Origin of the sequence: Actinomadura sp. WAC 06369, assembly GCF_003947565.1 — a bacterium.
GTDB classification, from domain to species: Bacteria; Actinomycetota; Actinomycetes; order Streptosporangiales; family Streptosporangiaceae; genus Spirillospora; species Spirillospora rifamycini.
Window position 1 is genome coordinate 25374 of the sequence record NZ_QHJN01000099.1, and the last position, 6022, is coordinate 31395.

Here is a 6022-nt window from a genome sequence, read left to right on the forward strand (position 1 = left end):
CGTGCCGAGGATCCAGGCGCCGACCGTGGCGGAGCACCGGGCGGCGCGGCGGGCCGCCCTGCTCGACGCCGCCCGCGACCTGCTGTCCGCGGAGCCCGAGCGGGCGCCCAGCCTGGCGGACGTCGCCCGCCGGGCCGGGCTCGCCCGCTCCAGCATGTACGCCTACTTCACGTCCCGCGACGACCTGCTCGACGCCCTCATCGTCGACACGTTCCCGCGCTGGTCCGCGTACGTCCTGGCGCAGATGGAGAAGGCCGGGACGCCCGGCGACCGGGTCCTGGCCTACGTCCGCGCCAACCTCCGGATCGTCGCCCGCGGGGACCACGCGCTGGCCCGCGCCCTCGCGGCCACCGGCCGCACCGACACGCTGGCCAACTCCAGCCGCCTGCTGCACGACGAACTCCAGACGCCGCTCCGCGCGGCCCTCGCGGACCACGGTGCGGCCGACCCCGCCCGGACGGCCGAACTCGTCCAGTCGATCGTCTACACCCTGAGCCGGATGATCGAGGAGGGCCTGGCCGAACGCGCCGCCCGCCGCCTCGCCGACGAACTGCTCGCGCCGTACCTGCACTCCGCGGCGGCGCCTCCGGCGTGACGGCCGTCCCCGCCGGTCACCGGCTCGGCCGGCTCACGGGGTGCGGCGCTGGGGACGTCTCGTACCGGGACGGTCTCGTACCGGACGGTCGCGGTCACAGCCAGAAGTCGCATTTGTGCTGCCGCGAGAAGTCGGCGGGTTCTGGGGTGAGCGGTTCAGTGGTCAGTGTCCGCAGGTTGTCGTTCGGGGCGCCGGGGCGGAGCCGCTTCCATTGCGGCAGGTGCTTTCCGTTGGGGTCGCCGGTGCGGGCGAAAGCCGTCCAGTAACGGACCATCCGGTCGGCCAGGCGGCGCTGGGCGGGGCCGAGTTCCGGCTGTTCGGCGGGCGGCCTGAGGTCGAAGAGGTAGAAGGCGTCCGCGGAGTGGTAGGCGCCGTAGGGGTAGCCGACGTCGGGGAGCGTCGGCGGGGCGGTGCGGTCGGCGAACTCGTAGGCGTAGACCGGCACGTGCCGGCTCATGAGGCGGTTGCGTTCCAGGGTGGGGCAGGCCAGCCCGCTGTCGGTGGTGACGGCGGCCCAGGTCCGGCTGGGCGGCCGCCCTCGGCGGAGGGGGTACCGGGCGGCGACTTCACCGGCCCGGCCGCCGAACGCCTGGACGAGGTACCGGCGGTAGTGCGCCGCGGTCAGCGGCCCGATGGCCAGGTCGAAAATCGCTTGTATGTAGGTCGTCTCGTCCCGTGTCGTCCCGGACATCACGGGCACTTTGGCGAATCTCCCGGTGCGGAACGCGACGCGGGGGTCGTCGGGGAGGGTGCGGCTGCCGTAGGAGAGGCCCGCGAACTGCCCGAAGACCTGCATGAGGCGGTCGGCGGGAAGCCGGCGCAGGCAGTCCAGTGCGGTGGACGGGACGTCGCAGCCCAACTGGGCGGCGGCCTGCCGGCCGCGGGCGGCCAGGCTCTCGGGGGCCTCCCACGGAGAGACGTTGGGCAGGCCGGGTGCCAGCAGGTTCGCCGGGATGTCCCTGGTGCAGAAGGAGCTCTGCACGATGGCGCGGTCGAACAGGCCCGCCGCCTGCGGCGACGCCAGGTGGGCGCAGACGCTCTGCCCGCCCGCCGACTGCCCGAAGAGGGTGAGATTGTCCGGGTCGCCGCCGAACGCGCGGGCGTTCCGCCGCACCCAGCGCAGCGCGGCCTGCTGGTCCTGGAGGGCGAAGCTTCCCGAGCCGTCCAGCCCCGGGTGACCGAAGTTGCCGAAGACGCCCAGCCGGTAGTTCACCGTCACGACCACCACGTCGCCCTGGACTGCGAGGCGGTGCGGGTCGTACTCGCCGCCCGAGCCCTCGACGAAACCGCCGCCGTGCAGCCAGACCATCACGGGCTTCGGGCCGCGGGAGGACGCCGAGTCGGGTGCGGTGACGTTGAGGTACAGGCAGTCCTCGGCACGGGACGCGGGCGTCCCCGTGGAGGAGGCTTCCTGCGCGCAGCGCTCGCCGGGCGCGGTCGCGTCCCGCACGCCCGGCCAGGGCGCGTGCGGCGCCGGGGACGTCCAGCGCCGGTCGCCCGTCGGCGGCGCGGCGAACGGGACCCCCAGGAACTCGCGGTATCCGTCGCGCTGGACACCGCGCACCTTGCCCTTGTCGGTCGCCACGACGGCGCCGTCCCCGCCTGACGCGGACATGCGGGACGGCGTCGCGGCGCAGGCCGCGACGGTCGCGAGCACGGCCGGCGCCATCGCGAGCCCGAGCGCCGCTCTCCACCCGCGCCGCGCGCTCGTCCCGGAGCCGCCGGTCACGGGAGCAGCCGTGCCCAGCCGCCGCGCCGGGCGACGAGGAGCAGCCCCACGGCGAGCATCACGGCGTGCCCGGCGAGGCGGGCGCCCGCCGGCATGTCCAGGTGGTTCAGCAGGAACCAGCTCTTGGAATCCGCGAACAGGTTGTTGATCAAGCCTCCGCCGCCCTGGACGAGCAGGACGAGCCCCAGCGTTGCCGACACGGCGCCTCCGCAGACAATAGGTCAGTACGTTCGTATTGATTTGATGGGCGACGATAACCTGAGGCGGCTATGCCGGTCAAACCAGTACGTTCGACTTGAAAAAGAGAGGTGGCCGTGGCCAGTCAACGGCCCGGCGTGCGGGGCCCCGGCGCGGCGCACGCCGAGCGTCGGCGGCGCATCCTCGACGCGGTGTTCGCGATCGTCGACGCCGAGGGGACCGACCAGATCAGCATCCGGCACGTCGCGAACCGCGCCGGGGTGTCCGTCGGCCGCGTCCAGCACTACTTCCCCAGCAAGGACGCCCTGCTCGCCGAGGCGTTCGCGGCGATCAACGCGCGCGGGTCCGAGCGGGTGCGCGCGCGGCTCACCGCCGGGGACGGCCTCGGCGACCCCGAAGCCGTCCTGGCCGAGGTCCTGGACGGCCTCCTCCCGCGCACCGAGGAGGACCGCCGGCTCTTCCGGGTCGCCCAGGCGTTCGAGACGTTCGCGCTTCCGCGGCCCGCGCTCAAGGAGCAGGTCGCCCGGGGCTACGACGACCTCGCCTCGCTGGTGGCCCTGCTGCTCTCCAAGATCGCCGCCCCCGGACCGTCCGGCGACCTCGCCTCGCTCCGCCCCCGGGCCTACCGGATCGTGGCGCTGGCGATCGGCCTGGCCGGCCTCGTGATGACCGAGAACCTCACGCCCGAGCAGGCTCGCGAGATCGTGTCCGCACACGTGCAGGACAGTCTCCGGGAGTGATGGCTCAAGGCCGGGGGCGGACGGGCGGGTTGAAGCGGGACAGGCCCGGTTCGCTCCACCGCAGCGGGACGGCGCCGGGGGTCTCGACGACGCCGGTCACGGTGAACTCGACGAGGCGTTCGGCGCCCGGCACCGCGGCGGCGCGCGCGGGCTCCCAGTCGGTGCGGGCCGTCCCGGTGAGCTGCAGGACGGCGCCGGTGCGCCAGTCGGGGAACAGCAGCCCCGCCCGGGGCTGCACCTCCAGATTGCCCAGGGTGTTGAACATGGCGTTGCCCGCGTAGTCGGGCCAGCGCAGCAGGGTCGGCGACACCGCCTCCACGAAGCCCGGGTCGCCGCCGCGGTGGGACGCGTCCGCGTCGCCCTCGCGGTCGGACGTCGCGATGAAGAAGGTGTCGGCCGCGGCGATCCACCGGCGCTGGTCACCGGTCAGCGCGCGCGAACGCCGCGGCCGTCCGGGGGCGGCCGGCTCCCAGTGCGGACGGCGCTTCTGGATGTACTTCGGGCAGTTGGAGTACACCTGGTCGAGCGCGACGCGCAGGCCGTGCGCGGTCGGGACGGCGCGGCCGTTCATCCGCATCCGCCGGTGCCGGGACGGCTCGATGGCGAGCATCCCGACCGGTGCGGGTCCGGTGAGCCGGTCGTGCAGCGGGTCGTCCGGTCCCGTGCGGGCGTCGACCGCGACGGTGCGGGCGTCGGCGGCGCGCAGGAAGCCGGGCGGGCCGGTGAGCAGCGTGGCCCACATCGCGCCCGCGCCGTCGGCGGCGCCGAGGACGACCATCGGCTGCCGGACCAGGAACGTGCGGGCCACCTCGGGGAGTTCGGCGCGGACGGCGCGGGCGGAGAACGCGCCCTGGTCCAGCAGGCCGGCGCGCCGCTGGGCGGCCCGTTCGCCTTCGTGGTAGACGTCGGCCGCCACAGCGGCCCTCCTTTCGTCCGGTTGCCGAGGGTCAGAAGAAACCGCAGGTGGGGGCGGCCCCGCTCGGCGCGGGCGCGGTGTCGGCGCCGGTGGGCGCGTAGATCTCCAGCCGGATCCCGTCGGGGTCGGCGAAGAAGATCCCGCCGGAGGAGGCCCCCTCCCCGTGCGGGACGACGCCGTCGTGCGCGAACGCGGCGCCGAGCTCGCGCAGCACCCGTTCGGCGGCCTTCACCTCCTCGATCGACTCGACCTGGAACGACAGGTGGTGCAGGCCCGCCGACCGGGTCGGGAAGCCGGTGTCGCTCTGCTGCCACAGGGTCAGCACCAGGCGCCCGTCCCGTCCGAGGAAGGCCCAGCGGCGCCCGTCGTCCCTGCCCTCGGCCTGGACTTCGAGCCCGAAAACGCGCTCGTAGAAGGGCAGCGACCGATCGACGTCGGTGACGTTCAAGCCCACGTGCCCGGTCTGCAGAGCCCTGATGGCGACCGTCTCCATGACACATACCTCGCTAACCCGGGCAGCCCCGCCCGGCTCGATCTAACCTGCTATCGCAAGATAGACAGTTAGAGTGAGATCGTCAACCGGCTAAGTCGCGATAGCCGGGTAGACTCGGACCGTGCAGTCGGAGCCCCGTCCCCAGCCGCAGGTCGCAGCGGACCCGCGCCCGCTCACCGGCGAACCGCTGTGCCTCGACCTGATCAACACGCGATGGATCGCGAACGGCGCCCGCCGCGACCTGCTCGACACCACCGACGGGCTTGCCGTCTGGCTGCGCTCCGCCGGACTGGACGACCGGGCGACGGCCGACCGGGCGACGCGCGACGCCCTCGCCGAGACCCGCGGCGTCCTGCTCGACCTGGTGGAGCGGCGCCCGTCCACCGGCGCGGCGGAGGCCCTCAACCGGATCCTCGAGCGCGGCGCGCTGCACCCCCGGCTCGGTCCCGGCGGCCCCGAGCGCCGCCCCCGGACCGACGACCCCGCGTGGCTGCCGTCCTGGCTCGCCGCCGCCGACTACCTGCGGCTCCTGGACGACGACCCCCGCCGCATCAAACCGTGCGCGCACCCCGACTGCGTCCTGTACTTCCACGACACCACGAAGAACGGCACCCGCCGCTGGTGCTCCATGGCCGGCTGCGGCAACCGCGCCAAGGCCGCACGCCACTACGAGCGCAGTAAGACCGACCCGTGACCGCGCGGCCGCCGCGGCGCCGATGCCGGGCGGTAGGGGCAGGTCAGACGATGCGGGTGCAGAGTTTGCCGCCGCGGAAGTCCCAGTCGACGGACCGGTCGGCGGGCGGGCAGTCGCCCCTGGTGAGCGCGGTGACCTTGAGGATGTGCTCGTAGGTCCCCGGGACGGAGTTGCTCCCGCACGGCCACGTCGTCATGAGGTCGCCGTTGCTGATGGAGACGGTGTTCTCCTCCGGGCCGTCGTTGGCCAGGAAGCAGTCGCCCACGTGGAGCCGCCGCTCGACGCAGAGCGCGATCTCCTCGTCGTCCTCGCCGTGCCTCCACCACAGGGCCCCGTCGATCTCGCCGCGCTCGGCGCCGCAGTTCGCGGAGCCGTCCCCCACCTTGAGCACCTTGAGGTAGGCGTCGTCCCGCGAGCAGCTGACCGCTTTCGGCTTCTCCTTGGTCCACTCGCCGTCGTCCGGGGATTGGGACACGTTCAGGCAGTCGCCCTTGGAGATCTTCTCGAACGCCTTGCGGACGGGGTCGGGCGGGCTAGCGACGTGTTCTGCCTGGCCGCCGTGCTCGCGTTCGCCGCCACCGGCAGGCGGCCGTTCGGCGAGGGGCCGATGGAGGCCCTCGGCTACCGCGTCGTCAACGAGGACCCCGACCTGGCCGG

Annotated in this window: 8 protein-coding genes; 3 read left to right on the forward strand and 5 right to left on the reverse strand. The window is 73.8% G+C overall.

All coding sequences use genetic code 11. From position 1 onward, the window contains the following. Position 1 precedes the first annotated feature (1 nt). Positions 2 to 595: a TetR/AcrR family transcriptional regulator gene (locus DMH08_RS24780; RefSeq protein ID WP_125618039.1), complete on the forward strand. Its 594-nt coding sequence runs from the start codon at positions 2 to 4 to the stop codon at positions 593 to 595. A 94-nt stretch (positions 596 to 689) separates the two neighbouring features. Here DMH08_RS24780 and DMH08_RS24785 read toward each other — a convergent pair whose 3' ends face one another. Continuing rightward, positions 690 to 2324: a carboxylesterase/lipase family protein gene (locus tag DMH08_RS24785; protein WP_125618042.1), complete on the reverse strand. Its 1635-nt coding sequence runs from the start codon at positions 2322 to 2324 to the stop codon at positions 690 to 692. After that, on the reverse strand, positions 2321 to 2524 hold the full coding sequence (locus DMH08_RS24790; protein WP_125618044.1) for a hypothetical protein: 204 nt from the start codon (positions 2522 to 2524) through the stop codon (positions 2321 to 2323). The genes DMH08_RS24785 and DMH08_RS24790 overlap by 4 nt, the downstream gene beginning before the upstream one ends. A 114-nt stretch (positions 2525 to 2638) precedes the next feature. On the opposite strand from DMH08_RS24790, the gene DMH08_RS24795 reads away from it, so the two are divergent. Then, complete coding sequence (locus tag DMH08_RS24795) at positions 2639 to 3262, forward strand: TetR/AcrR family transcriptional regulator (RefSeq protein WP_034519324.1); 624 nt, start codon at positions 2639 to 2641, stop codon at positions 3260 to 3262. Positions 3263 to 3266: 4 nt separating this feature from the next. Here DMH08_RS24795 and DMH08_RS24800 read toward each other — a convergent pair whose 3' ends face one another. Both DMH08_RS24800 and DMH08_RS24805 read right to left on the reverse strand, forming a co-directional pair. Further along, positions 3267 to 4178 (reverse strand): pyridoxamine 5'-phosphate oxidase family protein, encoded by a 912-nt coding sequence (locus DMH08_RS24800; RefSeq protein ID WP_125618045.1) that lies wholly within the window; start codon positions 4176 to 4178, stop codon positions 3267 to 3269. 31 nt (positions 4179 to 4209) lie between these two features. After that, a complete protein-coding gene (locus tag DMH08_RS24805; RefSeq protein ID WP_125618047.1) occupies positions 4210 to 4671 on the reverse strand; it encodes a VOC family protein in 462 nt (153 codons plus the stop codon). Between the two features lie 121 nt (positions 4672 to 4792). Between DMH08_RS24805 and DMH08_RS24810 the strand changes: the two genes are divergently transcribed. Further along, a complete protein-coding gene (locus tag DMH08_RS24810) occupies positions 4793 to 5365 on the forward strand; it encodes a CGNR zinc finger domain-containing protein (protein ID WP_125618049.1) in 573 nt (190 codons plus the stop codon). A gap of 43 nt (positions 5366 to 5408) precedes the next feature. On the opposite strand, the gene DMH08_RS24815 is transcribed toward DMH08_RS24810, so the two are convergent. Next, entirely contained in the window at positions 5409 to 5864 is a 456-nt protein-coding gene (locus tag DMH08_RS24815) for an LppU/SCO3897 family protein (RefSeq protein ID WP_442778649.1), read from the reverse strand. Between the last annotated feature and the right edge of the window lie 158 nt (positions 5865 to 6022).

Coding starts and splice junctions, on each gene's coding strand:
- DMH08_RS24805 (WP_125618047.1), bottom strand. CDS start 4,671: ATGGAGACGGTCGCCATCAGGGCTCTGCAGACCGGGCACGTGGGCTTG.